Origin of the sequence: Paenibacillus sp. 1781tsa1 (assembly GCF_024159265.1) — a bacterium.
Lineage (GTDB): Bacteria > Bacillota > Bacilli > Paenibacillales > Paenibacillaceae > Paenibacillus.
In genome coordinates, this window is record NZ_JAMYWY010000001.1 from 2,293,744 (window position 1) to 2,312,289 (window position 18,546).

Below are 18,546 nucleotides of genomic sequence, written 5' to 3' on the forward strand. Positions count from 1 at the left end.
AGGTTGTTTTCCGAGCGTTGTTCCAACACGTATGGAAGAGTCGTTTCAAATTCACACCTACTTTTCATTTATCCGTTACCTGAAGGGTCCTAGTTTCATTCTAGGGGACAGGCTCTGCAAAGGTTGCCGCAACCTGTCGGGCAGCTGATCATGAATAAACACTACTTTTGCCAGCATTTGCAGGAAAAGTAGTGTCTTCGTCTATCTTAAGTGAAACATGCCGCTGCTAATCGCAGTCACTTTCACTTTGGGTTCATATTGCCAGATCATCTCGGTCCGGCGTGTCTCGTATTGCAATTTCATGGCTTCACGATCGATTACCGCCTGTTTGGCTTTCTCTTCTTCGGCATCTGTCTCGGTATCGATCGGCACAACGGCCTCTGCGGCCAGTTCTACATCTGCTCCATTGGATTTAGCGTTAGGTATATCCAGAACTTTTTTTAGTGGTACAGGTGGTGTGCGGTTAGAATGGACACTTTCCATGCCTGAGGCTGTGTTACCTGTTGATTCTACCTCAGGGGTATCTTCTCGGAGTACTGCTTCATAATAGGTGTCCAACACGTCCAGTTCCAGATCAAGTCGCTCTTGGGCTTTCTCGGCCCAGCTATAATCGAGTTCCAACAAGCGGTTCGTCAAATGAGATTCGAGAGCAGCTCCGGCATCGGATAACGAAACTTTGGCTGTCTGCACATGCATGTTCTCCGCGAGCCTTGGACTGAGATCACGTCGGTTCAGCTTGGTGCCGAATTTTTCTATAATTTCACCCGAGCGAAGGGAGATGCCGAGAAAATGCAATTCTTCCCGTTTCAAATCACAGGCGAATTCTACCTTGAAACAGACACCGAGCCAAGGCTCATATACGGCTGGCGCTGTAGCGCGCAATTGCCGTTTGGCAGCCTGTTCGAACAGATTCACGAAGGCACCGCCTTCACGGGCTGCGCCGAAAATCTGTTGGAGCCTGCGACTGCCATACACCACTTCTTCACGCAATATTCGTCCTGGTCCCAGTAGTGGCATGGATGGAGTAATGCCGAAATAACGGCCCAGGATGGTTTCTTTTGGTGGCTCGCCTTGAGGACTACCGTTGGTTACGCCATTCTTTTCAGTAGGGTCAGGTACAATTGAAGGTAATGCTTGCGCAGCTTTGGCTTCTGCTGCTTCAATGGCCTGCTGATAACTGTCCGGATCGAATATAAATGTAAAGGACATCGTCTCAGCGGGTGCTCCGGTTCGCTCCACGAATCCCCAATAATAGGGGCGATTGGTCAATGCTTTGTCCGCCTCGGGCGAAAGTTTTACTGTCACATGGGCAGGGGAACGCTCCATAATCTGACAATCGAGTGCTTCCAGATAGGTGAGCACATAAGCCTGCACTTCATGGGGAGACATGGTCATGGGTCAGCTACCTCCTTTGCGAAGATCTAACAACCCGGATACGGCAGGGCCTTCATCGGCAACCTCCCGTTGAATGGAGTTCAGCGATTGTCCAAGTGAATCCATTTTACGGCGAATATCTTCATCATTTTGTGATTCCAGCATGATTTTGTACAAACTTTTCTCAATGGACTCCTTCTTCTCCAGCCGTTCCAGAATGACATCCAGCCCGCCGATCACCATCTCAAACATATTGATCTTCTCATGCAGCAGATTCAGAATATGTTCCTCAATAGTTCCGGTCGTGGATAGGTTGAAAATGTTCACATCATTTTGCTGTCCCAGCCGGTGTACCCGGCCGATTCGCTGCTCTACCCGCATAGGGTTCCAGGGCAGATCAAAGTTGATCATATGATGGCAAAATTGCAGATTAATGCCTTCGCCACCCGCTTCAGTTGCAATCATGGCCTGCACACGCCCACGGAAGAGATCCATCATCCAGTCTTTTTTGCCTCGATTCATACCACCCCGATAGGGTACAGCCGTAAGCCCGTTGTTGCGGAAATAGTTTAGCAGATACTCCTGCGTGGCCCGGTATTCGGTGAAGATAATTACTTTTTCATTCATGTTCCGAATCAGTTCCATCGTTTTCTCGGCTTTGGTATTTTCCTTGATCGCTTTAATATGGGCAACGAGTTCCCAAATCTTGTCCCGAAGGGGAGAGTCCAGCGGAAGTTTCTTCGACAGATTAACCAGTGTCACGAATACCGCATCCCGACTGCTACACACTTCACGCTGCAAAGTAACAAGGGAGAGCATACTGCTCAGGTTGCCGCCAGCTTCCTGGTACTGATCTTTAACAAAGGAAGTCACGCCATCATAAAGCGCTTGTTCTTCGGGCGATAGTTGCAGATTCACGTTGGAGACGTTCCGTTTGGTAAATTGAACGGGGCCTTCTCCGCGGCGGTTCCGAATCATGACTTTGGATAACTCGTTCTTAAGCTGTTCCTGATTTTTCGGAACACGTTTGTCTACGACAAAGTTGGCCGCAAAGTCACCCTGACGACCCAACTGACCGGGCTTCAGCAGGTTGATCAGATTGAACAACTCACTCATATCGTTCTGCACAGGTGTAGCTGTGAGCAGCAAACAATACTTTTTGCGCAATTTCAACATGAATTGATAGTTGGTTGTTTTCTTGTTTTTGAGCTTATGGGCCTCATCAATAATGATCATGTCGTAATCCGTATTCAGCAGCATATCTTTATGGGGGTCACGTTTGGCGGTATCCATGGAAGCTACAACCACTTCATTCTGCCAGGAATAGGCCTTTTTCTGGGCAATGGCAGGAATGCCAAATTTCGAATTCAGCTCCCGCACCCATTGCAGCACAAGAGAGGCAGGCACGAGAATAAGTACCTTGGATACGAGACCCCGCACCATATATTCTTTCAGAATGAGACCGGCTTCAATGGTTTTGCCAAGACCCACCTCATCGGCGAGAATGGCCCGGCCTGACATTTCAAATAATACTCTGCGTGCAGTGTCCATCTGGTGAGGGAGTGGAGTAAGGCCCTGTAGATGTTTCAAACATTGAATTTCGTCAAAATTGGGAATGAGATTGGTTTCTTCGGCTTGAATGCCCAGTTGGAAGAGTCGATAATCCCCCCAAGGGCCTCCTTTATCCAGTCGCGATTCCAACTGATTGATCCAGCTTCGATCAAATTCCAACGGAACGGGCAGTTCGGCTACGGTTTGATTCATGTGGTGCGGATTTTTCCGGTTCATGGTGCTTCCTCCCCTGCCATACGTGATGACGTTTTATTCGTAGGTAATAGTATGGACGAATGAGAGTCAGTTCATAACTATGTGGGTTCAAATAAGGAATATTTACACTTGTCACTCCGATGACAGATTAACCTACCGATCGCTGTTATCCCCAGATTTTTTTGATTCCCTTCTCCAAAGGGGAAAACCCGGGGATAAAGGCGAACGCTTCGCTTCTTTAGGTTATTTCTGTCCTCTCCGTTCATGTGTAAAAAGTTTAGTTGAACCAATGTGAACTACAGTTTATAACGAGAAGCTTGTCCGAGCAGGAGAGTCTAAAAAATAAGGTCTGTGATAAAAGTTATATAGAAAATCAATATATAGTGTAATATACTTAGTTTGTATCACTATATGTGGTGTTTCATCATAATTTACTCTTGTAGTGAAAATGGAGCGTTATTCGGGGAGGTTGAACGTAGCGATGAAATCAAACCAACGATCTTACCAATTAGAAGGACTCAGCGAAAAAATATTTCTGGACCGATACGCCTGGAAGGACGCTGATTCGAATCATGCCAAGGTCGGGGATGTCGTGTTGGTATTAACGAAGGATGACCCCAAGTTCCCAACCAAGGAAGTGGGCGAAATTATAGAACGTCAGGGTCAGCTCGTACAAGTAAGGACTCGAAGCGGAGAGATCACCGAGACCAGCGTGGAGAAACTGACACTCAACATCGAAAAAACACCGGAAGAGATGTGGGACCGTCTTGCCAAAACGATGGCTGCAGTCGAATCCACAGCGGATCAGCGGGCAACGTGGGAGTCCAAGTTCCGCTCCGTGTTGGAAGATTGGAAGTTAGTACCCGGAGGGCGCATTGCTGCTGGTGCGGGGGCAAGTGATGAACTGACACTCTTCAATTGTTATGTCATTCCGTCTCCGCAGGACAGTCGGGGTGGCATCATGAAGACCTTGACCGAGATGACGGAGATTATGGCGCGTGGGGGAGGTGTGGGCATTAATTTGTCCTCTTTGCGTCCTCGCCGAGCGGTGGTGAAAGGTGTCAACGGATCATCCAGCGGTTCCGTATCGTGGGGCGGATTGTTCAGTTATACGACAGGACTGATTGAACAGGGCGGAAGCCGCCGGGGTGCGCTCATGCTGATGATGAATGACTGGCATCCAGATGTGCTTGATTTTATTACCGTGAAACAAACGATGGGGCAGGTGACCAATGCCAACCTGTCTGTGTGTGTAAGCAACGCATTTATGGAGGCTGTCAAGCAGGACGGAGAGTGGGATTTGGTTTTTCCCGATACGAACGATCCTGAATATGACACTGTATGGAACGGAGATATGCAGCAATGGAAAGCCGCAGGTCATTCGGTGGTGCACTATCGTACGCTGAAGGCGCGCGAAATCTGGCATACCATTATTGAATCAGCCTGGAAATCGGCAGAGCCTGGTGTGGTATTCATGGAGTACTACAACCAGATGTCCAACAGCTGGTACTTTAATCCGATCATCTGTACTAATCCTTGTTTTCATCCAAAGACCAGAATTACAACTGAATACGGCCTTATCACAATAGAAGAACTATATAAACGGACAGCAGGCAAATCATTTCTAGTTGGAACAGATCATCGTCTTGTTGAGCAGGCAAAGGTTGTAGGTGGCAGATCATATGAAATTCCAGAATTGCATCTGAGAACAGCAATCGTTTATCCAACTGGAATAAAAGAGACGTTAACAGTTCATCTTCAAAATGGATTGGAAATTAGCGTGACATCTGATCATCAGTTATATACTAATTCAGGTTGGAAACAAGCTAAAGACTTGACTTTGGAGGACTATATCTATATCCAATCAGCCGAAGGAGCTTTTGCCAAGGAAGATCAGCTGGGAGAGGAATGGGGGCTTTTTCTGGGATGGTTAACCGGAGATGGTTGGGTCTCTAAGCGTGGTGAAGTTGGTATGGTTTTTGGTGCAGAGGATGAGGAAGTTATTCCGCAGTTGATTGATGCTGGAGAAAAAATATCAGGCGTAAGAGCAAAAGTGTATCAAAGAACAAATGGAACAAAACAAGTTTATTGGTGGCGTAAAAAGCTGATTGAAGAAATTCTAAGATTAGGTGTGAAGGCAGTTAAAGGACCTGAGAAGGAAGTTCCAGAAATAATATTTACTTCTTCGAAGAAAACCATTACCGCTTTTTTACAGGCTTTATTTAGTGCGGATGGCACTGTATACGAAAGAGATGAGATGCATCGTACAGCAAGATTAACTTCATCTTCCAAGAAATTATTGCAGGGCGTTCAGCTGCTTTTGCTGAATTATGGAATCAACAGCTCTATTTACGCACGCCCAAAGTCATCACAAGCCATGTTTAAATACACAACAAAAGATGGAGATCACAGGACATATTCCAGTAATGGGTTCTATAAATTGGTCGTGTCAGGGAACAACTTACTTACGTTTAAAGAGAAGATTGGTTTTAAATATGTAACAAGAAAACAGCATGCTTTAGAACGAATTGCCAGACCATCTAGAAAATCAGAAAAGTTTATGTCGAAAGTAAAAACAATAGAAAAGGGAGAGCAAGTTACTGTATATGACATAACTGAGCCTGTGACTCACTCCCTGATCGCTGGTGGAATTGTTGCTCATAACTGCGGGGAACAAGGCCTGCCTGGTTGGGGTGTATGTAATCTGTCAGCAATTAATCTGTCCAAATTCTACGATGAGACGAATGATGATGTGGCATGGGATGAACTGGCGGAAACCACTCGCATCTCGGCTAGATTTTTGGATAATGTCATCGATGCAACACCATATCATTTTGAGGAAAACAGATTGAATCAGCAGCGTGAACGCCGGGTTGGGCTTGGCACTATGGGACTGGCAGAGCTGATGATTAAGCTGCGTATAAGGTACGGCAGTCCTGAATCCCTTGAATTTCTGGATAAACTGTATGGATTCATGGCGAAGGAGGCTTATCTGGCATCGGCAGAGATTGCAGCAGAGAAGGGAGCTTTCCCTGCTTTCGAAGCTGAACCGTACTTACAGAGTGGATTCATGAAAAACATGGTTGCAACGTACCCTGAAGTTGGAGAGGCCATTCGCAAACAGGGCATTCGAAATGTCACACTGATCACACAGGCGCCAACGGGAAGTACAGGTACGATGGTGGGCACATCAACAGGGATTGAGCCGTATTTCGCCTTCAAGTATTTCCGTCAGAGCCGTCTAGGTTATGATGAACAGTTCGTACCGATTGCGCAAGATTGGCTGGATGAACATCCGGGTGAAGCTTTACCAGATTATTATGTGACAGCCATGGATCTGTCGGCTGAAAATCACATACGGGTGCAGGCTGCGATTCAGCAATGGGTGGATAGTTCCATCTCGAAGACGGCCAATTGTCCAGCTGATTTTACAGTGGAGGATACCGCTGAGCTTTACGAACTGGCCTTTGACCTTGGCTGCAAGGGAGTAACGATATACCGCGATGGCAGCAGGGATGTGCAGGTGTTGTCCACGTCGAAGAAGGAAGAGACCAAGGACGAAGATGTAGAGTCGACATTAGATACTAACTTGGAGACACTTCCTGATGTGTCAGTTAGTGAATTGACGAATAATGCTGAAGTGCAGGCAAGTGATGGAATTTCCAATAGCCAGGTTGGTGTTAGAACGCATTCTTCGGATCAAGCCCCTTCCTCTTCTACAGTGCTGGATAAACAATACAGAAGCCGTCCTCAGGTACTGCGCGGTGCCACATACAAAATCAATACGCCATTCGGGATGGCTTACATTACGATCAATGATCTGGAGGGAACGCCGGGTGAAATATTCCTGAACGTGGGCAAAGCGGGATCGGACGTGTTCGCCATGGCTGAGGCACTCGGTCGAGTATGCTCTCTGTTCCTGCGATACGGAGATCATGGGCACAAGGTTGAACTGTTGATCAAACATCTCAAGGGAATCGGCGGTTCAGGAGCGATTGGCTTTGGAGCCAACCGGGTGGAATCGATTGCTGATGCCGTCGCCAAAGCATTGGAAAGTCATGTACAGAGCAATGTGCAGGAGAACGAAACTGAAGAATTGAAAGAACAGAACCAAGTGGAGAGCGCGCATCCACAAGTGGAGAAGCAGAAAACCTTTACCGAATCGAGAGATTTGTGCCCTTCATGTGGCTCAGCATCCCTGATGAATGTCGAAGGATGTAAAACATGCAGTCAATGTGGGTATAGCAAGTGCAATTAAATAGCATTTGAAAAAAAGAGAAAAAGAAAAGGCGTTCCATGACTCCATCAAGAGTCAGGAATGCCTCTTCGTCATTTAGCTAACTAACACCATTCATGACTACGATCTGCCAATGCTTGCAATTCGTTGAATAGAACCCCAGCATGATAGCCATCGCACACGGCGTGGTGTAACTGAATAGATAAGGGAAGATAGACTTTATCGTTTAGTTGAACATACTTCCCCATCGTAAAAATAGGCAACAAGTAGGTTCCCTCATTGTAAATATTCAGATTAAATCCTGTAAAGTTCACCCAGGGAATGCTGGAAACGGGAAATGTATTCGGTGGTTCATTGGGTTTCGCAACCAATTGTTTGTGATCTTTGTAATTGTTCATATCTTCCAGATAACGATTGTGGAACGTCTCGAAATCTTCATGGAATGCCGTCCAGATCGTTGAGAAACGTTTGTCATCCTCATGAAAAATCGTATAACTCGGAGACATTTCATCCCAGTAGCCCAATTTCCCCTCGGCATCAAAACAGGTTCGAAATTCTCTGTGTGCATTGACGACCGTAGAGATCATATGAATAAGAGCTGGGTAGAACTTCATGCCTTTAAGTTTTATTTGAGCAATCAATAGCGTGATATCCAGATTAGCAGTCATGCTGTAGGTACATCTGACCTGATTCAAGTAGTGATCAAAGTAAGGCTTTCGATCCCACTGATCTAACACGATTGGATTAAACATAAGTTATAACCTCCTAAATTTGAATAATGCCTTCATTTAGGAGGTATATTTGACTGATTTGACCATATCCTATCACATTCCTAGTATCGTATTTTTAGAAATTGATCCCTCTCAGTATAACATAATAATGAATGTGTGCTTATAGCGTAATCCTCCGCAAAACGCTTTTTCAACCTGTTTCTTTCCTTTATAATGAAAGTTGTCTTTATAACGAAGAAGAGAGGGGATTAGATGCGTCAGCCGATAGAAGAACCCATATTTTATTCTTATCCTGGAATGGTAGCGGTGGTGACTTCACGACATGAGGGAGTCCAGAATGTGATGGCGTCCGGATGGCATACATACATCGGATCATCACCAGGCGTATATGGCATCTCCCTTCGTAAGGAAACATACTCCTATGAACTCATTGAGAAGAGCGGCGTATTCGGTGTTCATTTCCTGCCAGGTCATCGATCGGAGTGGATTCAAGCTGCAGGAACGTTCAGTGGAAGAGATACGGATAAATTCACAAGATTCGGCATTCCATATGAGGAAGGAATCAAGGTAAGTGTACCTATTTTAACAGACGCTTATTTTGCTTATGAGTGCAAGGTTATGGACATTACGACATATGGTGACCATGAATGGATTGCAGGCGAAGTGTTGCAGCGATATCAGGATCAGAAGTACTTTCTGGAGAATGGAATGGTTGATCTGGAGAAGTTGCAAATCCCAATGTACACAGGGCGTTCAGCATACCGGATCATGGATGCGAGGACAGAAGAAAAGATTCACCCGTTCCACCTCTAGGGTCCTAGGCAAGAAGAAGCAATTATGAGCAAAACTTTCAATCCGGTCTGACATAGGTTTATAATGGATATTGGCTGCTGAGCAAGTCGGCAGCCTTTTGTTATGAATTCAATTGTTTCAATGAACGGTTACGTGGGTATGCTGGTTTGCGCAAGCGGGACAGGTAATTTTAGCCACTCGATGAAAAGTACTATATTTAACGACAAAATTAGAGTATGATTTTACAGCTATATGAGCTGGCAGGAAAGGTTACATCGGTTTAATCGTTTGTAACTATTCCTGTAAAGTATGAGTCTTATTTCGGGCGTATAATGCTAAACGTGAACTCACGAAATCAATATAAAGAATATTGTAATGATTAAAACTTAATGGACTGGCAACACGTCTTCCTTAAGACTATAGAATTCACCAAGAATGTAGCATCATCGGATCGTGCTTCGAACAGAGGCTTTTCTTATGTTGTAAATGAAAGATGGAAGGTGCAATACGTATGTTAATGACAACCAGAACGATCAGGAGTTCCTTTATGCCCCCAACACCGATGTTGTTGACTCACAGTAACAAGGAGGGGCATGCATGTCACAATCGCCTAACAACAAGCGACATATGAACGGACTTGATGGCTTGCGAGCCATCGCTGTACTTGCGGTAATCGCGTATCATCTCAATTTGGATTATATTCCGGGCGGACTGCTCGGTGTAGGTATATTTTTTGTTCTCTCTGGATATTTAATTACAGATATTCTCGTGTCACAGTGGCAGGAACATGGACGCATTTCACTCGGTGATTTTTGGGTAAGACGGGTAAGGCGCTTGCTTCCAGGCATGCTGACCATGACAGCTGTGGTGATGATCTGGTTGGCCTGTACAGACCCATCCCGGCTCGCTGCGCTTCGTGGTGATATCGTTTCGGGTGTATTATACATAAGCAATTGGTGGTATATCTTTCACAACGTTTCCTATTTCGAAAGTTTTGGCCCTCCATCACCGTTTGGACATTTCTGGTCACTGGCTGTGGAAGAGCAATTTTATCTCATATGGCCTCTTCTACTGATCGCAGCAATCGTCGTGTTCAAAAGAAAGGGATGGCTGGTCGTTTTCATTGTCGTCGCAGCTGAGTTGTCTGCTGGCGCAATGGCCATCATGTATAATCCGGATCTGGACCCGAGCCGTGTATATTATGGAACAGACACGCGGGCATTCGCACTGCTTGCCGGTGCTGCTCTTGCCGTGGTGTGGCCTAGTCGCAAGCTATCGAGCTCTCTGTCTGGCCTGAACAGGCTTGTGCTCGATGTGTCGGGACTTGCTGCACTCGCTATATTAATCTACATGATGCTGAACAGCAGTGAATATGATCCGTTTCTGTATCAAGGTGGCATGGTAATTCAGGCTATGGCAACAACGTTGCTGGTAGCGGTATTGGCTCACCCATCGTCATTCCTGGCACGTATCATTGGAGCGAAGCCACTACGCTGGATTGGAGAGCGATCCTACGGATTATATCTGTGGCATTATCCTGTCATTATGTTAACCAATCCTGCGGTGGATACGGGAGGAGCACATCCTGTACGAATCATTTTACAGGTTGCTGCAACGGTTGTGCTGGCCTCATTGTCCCTTAAATATATTGAAAATCCGATTCGGTACAACGGATTCCGTGATTCTTGGTCCCGATTATGGGGAAGAGGGCGGTCATCGATCGGTATACGTAACGTATGGTGGAAGCGGGCAGGTCTGTTGATGACGATTATGCTGTTGTCTTATACGGTATCTCAGATGATGGTCTCGCATGCAGCGAATTCCGACTCCCATTCGGTATCGATGTCTACCACATTGAATGGAGAGAATTCCGTAGCAGAGGAGCAGGGACAGGATGTTTTGCCAGCGATTACAGCGACATCGGGCTCAGGTCAAAAGAACGATGCGCATAGCCATAAACCGGAAGCAGGAACGAAAGATGATCCGGGGAAACATGAGAAGCCTACAGAAGAGTCGGCTCCAGACTCCAAACCTGGGGATCAGGACAATTCAACGAATGCTGTTAAGGATGGTCCGTCTGAAGATAAGCCGGCTGATGAGTCCGTGACTAACGAGAATGATACTCCGGACAACGCTGGAGCGAACCCATCCGATGAAACGGATGATACACCTGATTCATCTAAGGAACATGAAGAAACGGCTCCTCCTGCCCAGGATGGCAAGATTCATTATACCGTCATTGGAGATTCAGTGATTTTGGATGCAAAACCGTATCTGGAGCAAAATATATCGGGAGTGTACGTGGACGGACATGTTGGCCGACAGATGTGGCAGGCTGGCGATGTATTGGAAGGGCTGAAGCAAAACAACCAAATGGGCGGCAAGGTGGTGCTGGAGCTCGGGACGAATGGTTCCTTTAACTCCAAAAACTTGAATGCGGTGCTTGATTATCTGAAGGAAGAGGATCAGGTGTATCTGGTTACTGTGCGTGTACCTCGTCCGTGGGAACGAACGGTGAACAGGGCATTGAATGAGGCAGCATCCAACTACAGCAATGTCTCGCTGATCGACTGGAACAGTGCAAGTGAAGGACATGACGAATACTTTGAAAAAGACGGTGTACATCTCACTACGCAAGGGTCAGAAGCTTTTGCAGAACTGGTGAAGAACAGCATCCAATAATATGCAATCCATATTCAAAACGATTTAGCACTTATTCATTATATATAACCTAGGTTTAAGCTGCCGATGGTTGCAACAAGAAAGAGCTCTCATTGTGAGGGCTCTTTTTAGTTGTTATGAACAATAAGTCAGCAAAGTAAGTTCCAAACAGGGGAACCGATATTTTTCACCCCTGCATCCGTGGATCGTCACCTTACGGTATGATAGCGTTACCATTTACAATAAGTGTAATCAAATCACCGAGGGGGATATAGAGATGTTGAAAAAATGGCTTTCGGGTTTCCTGGCAGTAACGTTGTTCTCCATTATTCTAGCTGGGTGTGCTGGCGGGGATACTTCAGAAGGAGGCAGCAGCAATGACAAAGTAACCGTCACACTCTGGCACAACTGGACCGGACAGGATGCAAAGGCGGTTGCAATGCGCCAAATTATTGAAGATTTTCGCGCGGCACATCCAGATATTGAAGTCGTGGATGAAGGACTGCCTACAGATGGTCTCAAAACCCGACTTCGCACGGTAGCAGCTGCCAACGAGATGCCAGACCTGTTCGTGATGTGGCCGGATGCCATGACTAAGGAATTTGTAAAAGGGGATCTGTTACAACCCATTAATACAGAGTTGGACGCTAAGCCGGAGTGGAAAGATAATTTTATCCCGAATGCACTGGACGGATACACCGTGGACGGGAATATCTACTCCGTGCCTATGAATCTGGCGCCGAGCTCCTTCATCTATTACAATGAAGCTCTTTTCAAGCAGTACAACGTGAAAGTGCCTGAGACTTGGGCGGAACTGGAACAAGCGATTGCTACGTTTAATCAAAATAAAGTCATTCCCATGGCGCTTGGCAACAAGGCCAACTGGGTAGCACAATCAACCATATTCAGTACCCTGGCTGACCGGATCACCGGCACAGACTGGTTCCTGAAAGCGACAGCACAAGATGGTGCAAGTTTTACCGATCCACCATTTATTGAGGCCCTGAACAAAATGCAGGGGCTTGGCAACAGCAAGGCGTTCCAGGATGGATTCAACAGTATCGATGAGACACAGATGATGCAGCTTTATTTCCAAGGTAAGGCAGCGATGGTCATGAACGGCGGATGGGCTTTGGCCAATCTGGTGAACAATGCACCTGAAGAGGTGCTGAACAACACACATATTACAATCCTTCCTCCAGTGGACGGAGGTAAGGGAGAACCAAGAACAACATCCGGTGTTGTGGGAACCGGGTTGGGTGTAAGTAAAAAGCTGAGCGGTGCACAAAAAGAGGCGGCGATGGAGCTGTTCTACGCACTGGCAGGACCAGATGGTCAGAAGGCCACATTGGATAGTAGCACATTGGTGAGTTACAAGATTGATCTGGACAAAACCAAGGCGCATCCATTGTTCGTTGAATTATACGATCTGATGCAGGAAGTGAAAATTACGCCAGTATACGATTCCAAGCTGGGATCAGCAACAGTTGAGGTTATTAACAATGCTTTGCAAGAGTTGCTCATGGGAGGTAAAGCCGAAGACATTGCGGCCAAAATCCAGGCGGCTCAAGCCAATGCAGTTAGTCAGTAATCATGCGTCAAACTAGATAGCGATTGCGATGGTACAGCTAGACGAAGAAGATTCAATGAACTCATCACATCGCATGTTAGCTGGTTATTCGTTAAAACCCCTTCCCGGCAGGGGAGGGGTCTTTAAGTATGGAAAACTAGTCAGTTGCAGTTCAGTACAGACATTTATGGAAGGGAAGTGAACAGATGAACGCACTGCGCAGTCGGCGTTTTATTATGCTGGGTCTGGCCCCGGCAGTCATCATTTATGCGTTGTTTGTATTTGTACCGGTCGTATGGTCGGCGTACTACGGTTTCTTCAACTGGTCCGGCATCGGCGCATCCAAATATATTGGTATGGATAATTACGTGGAGATCTGGCACGATCCTGTATTTTGGCGGGCACTGAAAAATAACGTTATTTTTGTGTTGGCATCCGTATTTGGACAAATTCCGTTAGCACTGATGCTCGCGGTCATATTACACAAAAGTAATCCACTACAGCGATTTCTGCGCTCAGCCGTATTTCTGCCGATGGTACTATCCACTGTAGTGATCGGTATGATCTGGCAGTATATCTATCATCCGCAGATCGGGATATTGAACTTTTTGCTAGACGCACTGGGGCTGGAGAGTTGGAAGCTGCAATGGCTTTCCGATGACAAGATTGCCATTTTCTCATTGGTACCGCCGCTGCTCTGGAGCTTTGTGGGGTTGTATCTGATTATCTTCATCTCCGCACTGCAGAATATTCCAGGCGAGATTCATGATGCTGCCAAAATAGACGGTGCTTCAGGCATTCGAAAGCTGGTATCCGTCTCTTTGCCCATGATCTGGGGGACGGTTCAGGTTGCGATCATCCTATGTATCTCGGGGAGTCTGAAATCCTTCGATCTGGTCTACATCATGACCAAGGGTGGTCCGGCACATGCAACAGAACTGCTCGCAACGTATATGTACAATTCGACCTTTACAACATACCGTTATGGTTTCGGTAGTGCGATCTCAACAACCATCGTACTGATCTCCCTGCTGCTGATCGGAACAAGCCAGTGGGTGACCAGTCGCAAACGAAAAGAGAATCAATAGAGAGGAGGAGCTATCATGCGCGCGACACCTATATCCATGCCATCACCACGAAGCGGCTCGGGCCATCCGATTCGCCGCCTCCGCAGCGGAATTGTTTGGACGCTGCTAACGGTCTATGGTATTTTAACATTGTATCCGTTCTACTGGCTCGTGATTAGTGCGTTCAAAACGAATGAAGATTTCTATAGCAGACCCTTTGGTCTGCCGGAAAACTGGAATGTAGCCAATTTCAGCAATGCATGGGAAAGCTCCAGGCTGGGGACTGCTTTTGGCAATTCACTCATTGTATCAGTTGGATCACTTATTCTGACGCTGTTTATTGCAGCGCTGTCTTCATTCATTCTGGCCCGTTTCCAGTTTCGCTGGAAGGGGTTAATCATGACCTTCTTTGTTGTAGGTATGCTCATTCCGATCCATAGTACACTTGTCCCTTTATTTATTTTGATGAAACAGATGTCCCTGCTAAATACGTATTGGGCATTAATATTACCTTATACGGCTTTTGCATTACCTACAGCTATTTTTGTGCTTACTGCCTATCTGACAAGTGTTCCACGTGATATTGAAGAGGCAGCTTTCATTGATGGAACAGGACTTTGGGGGCTGTTTACCCGAATCATGCTGCCTATGTCCGTACCTGCGTTATCTACGGTTACGATTCTGAGTTTCCTGCATGCGTGGAATGACTTTTCATTTGCGCTTGTATTCATCAACAAGACCGGATTGAAAACGTTACCGCTGGCAATTGCGAACTTTGCGGACGGATATCAGACGGATTATGGTTTAACGCTTGCTGCCATGACCCTGTCGGTCATTCCAACCATTATCTTGTATCTCGTATTCCAGGAACAGGTTATGAAAGGCATGACAGCCGGAGCTGTTAAAGGATAAGCGAAAGCGCATCTAGAGGAGGAGAAACGTTTGGCACGCTGGCTCACATCTTCGTTACAAAGGAAGCTATCCGTCGTTGTGACGGCTTCAATGATTGTGCCATTGCTGGCTTTGGGTCTGTTCGCCTTTCTAATCTCTTCCCGCATCACGGAGCAAAAAACAAAACTGTCGGGCATGGATACGCTGAAACAGGTGGAAGCCAATCTTCGTTATATGCTGCAGGATGCCGAGAACCTGTCCATTTTCCTGATTGGAGAACGGGATATTCAGCACTATCTTAGCCAAAATGAGGATTACGAGATGGACAGAGTGGATATCTTGGGCAGGATGACCAATCTGGCTGCTTCCAAGAAATATATCGCCAACATCGCCATATATCCAGGACGTTTTGATGCCACATTGTCGACCGCTACCTGGTATGAATCCAGTGAATTCAACCTGTCCTATCCTTCTGTTCCTAGTGGTGAAGCAGTTAAACAATGGACGGGGGTATACCCGGTCCAGAATTATGCGGGTATACAAAATGTGATCACATTGGTTCGGCCGATTCGCAGTATCCATGATTATCGGCCTATCGGCTGGTTAGCCATTAGTCTGGATGAGAAGGCCATATCCAAGGGATGGGCCGCTCTGGGATTAGGCAGAGGGCAAGGCAGATTGGAACTCATCGGCAGTTCTGGAGAGATTCTGTCTTCGATGGACAAATCCCGGCTTGGACTTAAGCTGGAGGGTGTCGAGCCAGGGGTCACAACGTTAATTCAGGCTGGTGGTAGCGGAACGACTACGTATGGCAGTGGTGAGGATAAACGGACGGTGCTCTATTATCCGGAAGAATTGACGGGGTGGACGTTGGTCGGAACAGTCCCATATGACCAGTACAAGTCCGAGAATCGGTATATCCTTATTCTGACCGGGTGCGCCGTTGCCATGTCTGCTGCGATCAGTGCAGGCTTGGTATGGTTTACGGTGCGGCGTGTGACGCGGCCGCTTCGCGTGCTTACCAGACATCTGTCCCGAATTGATCCGAAACGTCCTCTTCCGCTGTTTCGATCTGAGAGTGATGACGAGATTGGCAGGCTTGGGGAGAGTTACAATCTGCTCGGTTCACATATTCAGTTATTGAAGGAAGAGGTTATTCGCGGTGAAGCTCGCAAAAAAGAAGCGGATCTTCGGGTGCTTCAGGCGCAGATTAATCCACACTTCCTGTATAACACGCTTTCTTCAATTCACTGGATTGCCTTGATGTCTGAAGAGAAGCGGATCGCGGACATGGTCGAGGGCCTGAGTGATTTTCTGCGTATCAGCCTAAACAATGGTCAGGATTATTATCCTGTGGAACAGGAGATTGCTCATATCCGCCATTATGTGCGTGTGCAGTCCATTCGTTTCCCTGATCAATTCGTATTGCATTATATCGTTGATCCAGCGCTTGAGAAGCGAATGATGCTGAAGCTGTTGCTGCAACCGCTCGTTGAGAATGCCATGATTCATGGCATTCAACCCAAAGCAGGCGTGGGCACCATCACCATAATGATTCGCAAGGACCCGGATAATGAACTAATGAATGTGCTGGTACTGGATGATGGTGTCGGCATGGAGCCAGACAGATTGGAGCAATTAAGGATAAGCATTAGGGAATGGAAGGGAAAACAGCCGGAAAAACAGTTAAACCAAGGCGGTTACGGACTCTGTAATGTGAATGAGAGGCTGCTGCTCCATTATGGAGCGGATGCACAGCTTGAAGTGGACAGCAGGGTTGGGGGAGGTACCCGGATTTCGTTTTCCATTCCAATCTTGGAGGGTTCGCCATGAGACTATTAATTGTGGATGATGAAGTGATTATCCGTACAGGGCTTGCCAGCGTTATCGCTTGGCATGAACTCGGAATTGAACTTCTTCAACCGGCTGCCTCGGCAGAGGAGGCGTTAACACGCATGGCAGAGGAACGTCCGCATATCCTGATGACGGATATTCGGATGACAGGCAGATCAGGGTTGGAACTGGCAGAAGAGGGTCTGCGATTGTTACCTGAGCTGGAAGTCATTATTTTGTCCGGATACGATGACTTTTCTTATGCGCAGCAGGCGATACGCCAAGGTGTTACAGATTATCTGCTCAAAACAAGCAAGCCGGAAGAGATCATCAAGACCGTATTACAGGCCAAACAACGGATCACGGAACGTTGGGCAGAGAAGTCCAGAGAGGGACAGCTTATGCGGGAGAATCGGGAGCGGTTATTTGCCGGTTGGATCATTGACGGTGACACCGCTTCGGGCCAATTTCCTTCATTTCTGCGATCTGATGCTGGAATAGAGACAGGGGTTAATGGCCTTGATGATGAACAGATTCGCAGACAAGTCATTGTTCTTCGAGCAGAGGGTTGGGATCGATCCTCGGATGCGCTATTACGATTTGCGGTGCAGAATACCCTCGAGGATATGCTACCGGGTGCCATTGCACATGTAGAGAAACAGCAAATTATATGTGTAGTTTCATGGCCGCCTGTGGATCTGGAATATCCGTTCAGGCTGGAGAGTGCATTACGTCGGGTGGAGCAATTACTGAAGTGCACTCTGCGTGCAGCAGTAGGTCTGCCTGTGCGTGGATATGCAGATCTGCACGAAAGCTACCGAACTGCTTCAGCTGCTTTCCGATATCGAGGGTTGATGGATGATAAAGTATGGCACTATGAGCACGTTCAGGATCGCCAAGGTGGTAAAACTGTACTTACGCACGAAGAGGAGACCACACTTGGTTCAATATTGCTGGATAATGATTCAGTGAGGTTAACGACATGGACGCGAGAACTGGTGGCTAGTTTTATTACAGAACCGGAGGTCACGCCAGAATCGTTCAGTGCTTGTCTGCACTCTGCGGTCATTGCAGGTCATCGCTGGCTGACTCGCACAATGCGAGCCACAGGGCGTGAAGAACCCGCAAGGCTCGAGCCATGGTTGCCGGAACCGGATGCCGAAGCTGCGGAGCTCGGGGATATGCTGTTCCATCATCTGTATGGTCTGATGCATGTCTATCATAGCCGAATGGGTCAGGGACAGGCTGCCCATGTGCAAAAGGCTATTGGTTATATTGAATCATCACTGGCACAGGATATTAATCTACAGCAGGTAGCTGGACATGTTCATTTGCATCCGGGTCACCTCAGTGAACTGTTTAAAAAAGAAATGGGTGTGACCTTTGGAGATTTTGTCACCGATATGCGTATCCGAAGAGCGATGGATATGCTCGCGGTGTCTCCAGCGAAGGTCAGTGAAGTTGCTGCCATCAGCGGCTACGAAGACGTGAAATATTTTAGCAGGCTGTTCAAAAAACATACCGGCAAGACCCCGAGTGAATATCGTGAAGAGGCGTTGTCGTTCAAGTCTTCGGGAAGTTAGAAATGAGCAGATTAGGAAGCATGCCTTGCCTTTCTGCAAA

The 18,546-nt window shown here is 46.9% G+C and carries 11 protein-coding genes; 8 read left to right on the forward strand and 3 right to left on the reverse strand.

The genetic code is table 11. The features are described 5' to 3' along the window. Window positions 1-201 precede the first annotated feature (201 nt). Together NKT06_RS10385 and NKT06_RS10390 are read right to left on the reverse strand one after the other, a co-directional pair. A complete protein-coding gene (locus tag NKT06_RS10385; protein ID WP_253433414.1) occupies window positions 202-1,395 on the reverse strand; it encodes a YqhG family protein in 1,194 nt (397 codons plus the stop codon). 3 nt (window positions 1,396-1,398) lie between these two features. Beyond that, window positions 1,399-3,162: a DEAD/DEAH box helicase gene (locus NKT06_RS10390; RefSeq protein WP_253433417.1), complete on the reverse strand. Its 1,764-nt coding sequence runs from the start codon at window positions 3,160-3,162 to the stop codon at window positions 1,399-1,401. A 460-nt stretch (window positions 3,163-3,622) separates the two neighbouring features. Here NKT06_RS10390 and NKT06_RS10395 point away from each other — a divergent pair, with 460 nt between their 5' ends. Then, window positions 3,623-7,399 (forward strand): LAGLIDADG family homing endonuclease, encoded by a 3,777-nt coding sequence (locus tag NKT06_RS10395; protein WP_253433420.1) that lies wholly within the window; start codon window positions 3,623-3,625, stop codon window positions 7,397-7,399. 83 nt (window positions 7,400-7,482) lie between these two features. Here the strand turns inward: NKT06_RS10395 and catA are convergent, their stop codons facing one another. Then, window positions 7,483-8,130, reverse strand: a complete 648-nt coding sequence (gene catA, locus NKT06_RS10400) for a type A chloramphenicol O-acetyltransferase (RefSeq protein ID WP_253433424.1) — start codon at window positions 8,128-8,130, stop codon at window positions 7,483-7,485. A gap of 231 nt (window positions 8,131-8,361) precedes the next feature. Here catA and NKT06_RS10405 point away from each other — a divergent pair, with 231 nt between their 5' ends. The 7 genes from NKT06_RS10405 (at window position 8,362) to NKT06_RS10435 (ending at window position 18,506) form a co-directional block, all read left to right on the forward strand. Then, a complete protein-coding gene (locus NKT06_RS10405) occupies window positions 8,362-8,922 on the forward strand; it encodes a flavin reductase family protein (protein WP_074094479.1) in 561 nt (186 codons plus the stop codon). 576 nt (window positions 8,923-9,498) lie between these two features. After that, a complete protein-coding gene (locus tag NKT06_RS10410) occupies window positions 9,499-11,583 on the forward strand; it encodes an acyltransferase family protein (RefSeq protein ID WP_253433427.1) in 2,085 nt (694 codons plus the stop codon). 256 nt (window positions 11,584-11,839) lie between these two features. Further along, window positions 11,840-13,153, forward strand: a complete 1,314-nt coding sequence (locus tag NKT06_RS10415) for an extracellular solute-binding protein (RefSeq protein ID WP_253433430.1) — start codon at window positions 11,840-11,842, stop codon at window positions 13,151-13,153. Between the two features lie 185 nt (window positions 13,154-13,338). After that, entirely contained in the window at window positions 13,339-14,220 is an 882-nt protein-coding gene (locus tag NKT06_RS10420; RefSeq protein WP_253433433.1) for a carbohydrate ABC transporter permease, read from the forward strand. A 36-nt stretch (window positions 14,221-14,256) separates the two neighbouring features. Next, window positions 14,257-15,111, forward strand: coding sequence for a carbohydrate ABC transporter permease (locus NKT06_RS10425; RefSeq protein ID WP_253442477.1), 855 nt, complete (start codon window positions 14,257-14,259; stop codon window positions 15,109-15,111). A 30-nt stretch (window positions 15,112-15,141) separates the two neighbouring features. Continuing rightward, window positions 15,142-16,923 carry a cache domain-containing sensor histidine kinase gene (locus NKT06_RS10430; protein ID WP_253433436.1) on the forward strand — a complete coding sequence of 594 codons (1,782 nt, stop codon included), beginning with the start codon at window positions 15,142-15,144 and terminating at the stop codon, window positions 16,921-16,923. Beyond that, entirely contained in the window at window positions 16,920-18,506 is a 1,587-nt protein-coding gene (locus tag NKT06_RS10435) for a helix-turn-helix domain-containing protein (protein ID WP_253433439.1), read from the forward strand. The genes NKT06_RS10430 and NKT06_RS10435 overlap by 4 nt, the downstream gene beginning before the upstream one ends. Window positions 18,507-18,546 lie beyond the last annotated feature (40 nt).

Coding starts and splice junctions, on each gene's coding strand:
- NKT06_RS10420 (WP_253433433.1), top strand. CDS start 13,339: ATGAACGCACTGCGCAGTCGGCGTTTTATTATGCTGGGTCTGGCCCCG.
- NKT06_RS10405 (WP_074094479.1), top strand. CDS start 8,362: ATGCGTCAGCCGATAGAAGAACCCATATTTTATTCTTATCCTGGAATG.
- NKT06_RS10385 (WP_253433414.1), bottom strand. CDS start 1,395: ATGACCATGTCTCCCCATGAAGTGCAGGCTTATGTGCTCACCTATCTG.
- NKT06_RS10390 (WP_253433417.1), bottom strand. CDS start 3,162: ATGAACCGGAAAAATCCGCACCACATGAATCAAACCGTAGCCGAACTG.
- NKT06_RS10410 (WP_253433427.1), top strand. CDS start 9,499: ATGTCACAATCGCCTAACAACAAGCGACATATGAACGGACTTGATGGC.
- NKT06_RS10395 (WP_253433420.1), top strand. CDS start 3,623: ATGAAATCAAACCAACGATCTTACCAATTAGAAGGACTCAGCGAAAAA.
- catA (WP_253433424.1), bottom strand. CDS start 8,130: ATGTTTAATCCAATCGTGTTAGATCAGTGGGATCGAAAGCCTTACTTT.
- NKT06_RS10435 (WP_253433439.1), top strand. CDS start 16,920: ATGAGACTATTAATTGTGGATGATGAAGTGATTATCCGTACAGGGCTT.
- NKT06_RS10425 (WP_253442477.1), top strand. CDS start 14,257: ATGCCATCACCACGAAGCGGCTCGGGCCATCCGATTCGCCGCCTCCGC.
- NKT06_RS10415 (WP_253433430.1), top strand. CDS start 11,840: ATGTTGAAAAAATGGCTTTCGGGTTTCCTGGCAGTAACGTTGTTCTCC.